Here is a 387-nt window from a genome sequence, read left to right as displayed (position 1 = left end):
CCATCGACATGCCGTTCCTGATGCCGATCGAGGACGTGTTCTCGATCTCGGGCCGCGGCACGGTGGTGACCGGCCGCGTCGAGCGCGGCGTGGTCAAGGTCGGCGAGACGGTGGAGATCGTGGGCATTCGCCCGACGACGTCGACGACGGTGACGGGCGTTGAGATGTTCCGCAAGCTGCTCGACCAGGGCCAGGCGGGCGACAACATCGGCGCGCTGCTGCGCGGCGTGGACCGCGAGGGCGTGGAGCGCGGGCAGGTTCTGTGCAAGCCGGGTTCGGTCAAGCCGCACACCAAGTTCAAGGCCGAGGCCTACATCCTGACCAAGGAGGAGGGCGGGCGCCACACGCCGTTCTTCACCAACTACCGTCCGCAGTTCTACTTCCGCA

1 protein-coding gene is annotated in these 387 nt (G+C 67.4%); it reads left to right on the top strand.

The genetic code is table 11. From position 1 onward, the window contains the following. The coding region (locus ABGN05_RS30040; protein ID WP_367957716.1) for an EF-Tu/IF-2/RF-3 family GTPase at positions 1–387 on the top strand (387 nt) is incomplete at both ends.

The organism is Aquibium pacificum, from assembly GCF_040839445.1.
Taxonomy (GTDB): Bacteria; Pseudomonadota; Alphaproteobacteria; order Rhizobiales; family Rhizobiaceae; genus Aquibium; species Aquibium pacificus.
Note: the sequence above shows the minus strand (reverse complement) of the source record. Positions and strands in the feature narration are given on the sequence as shown.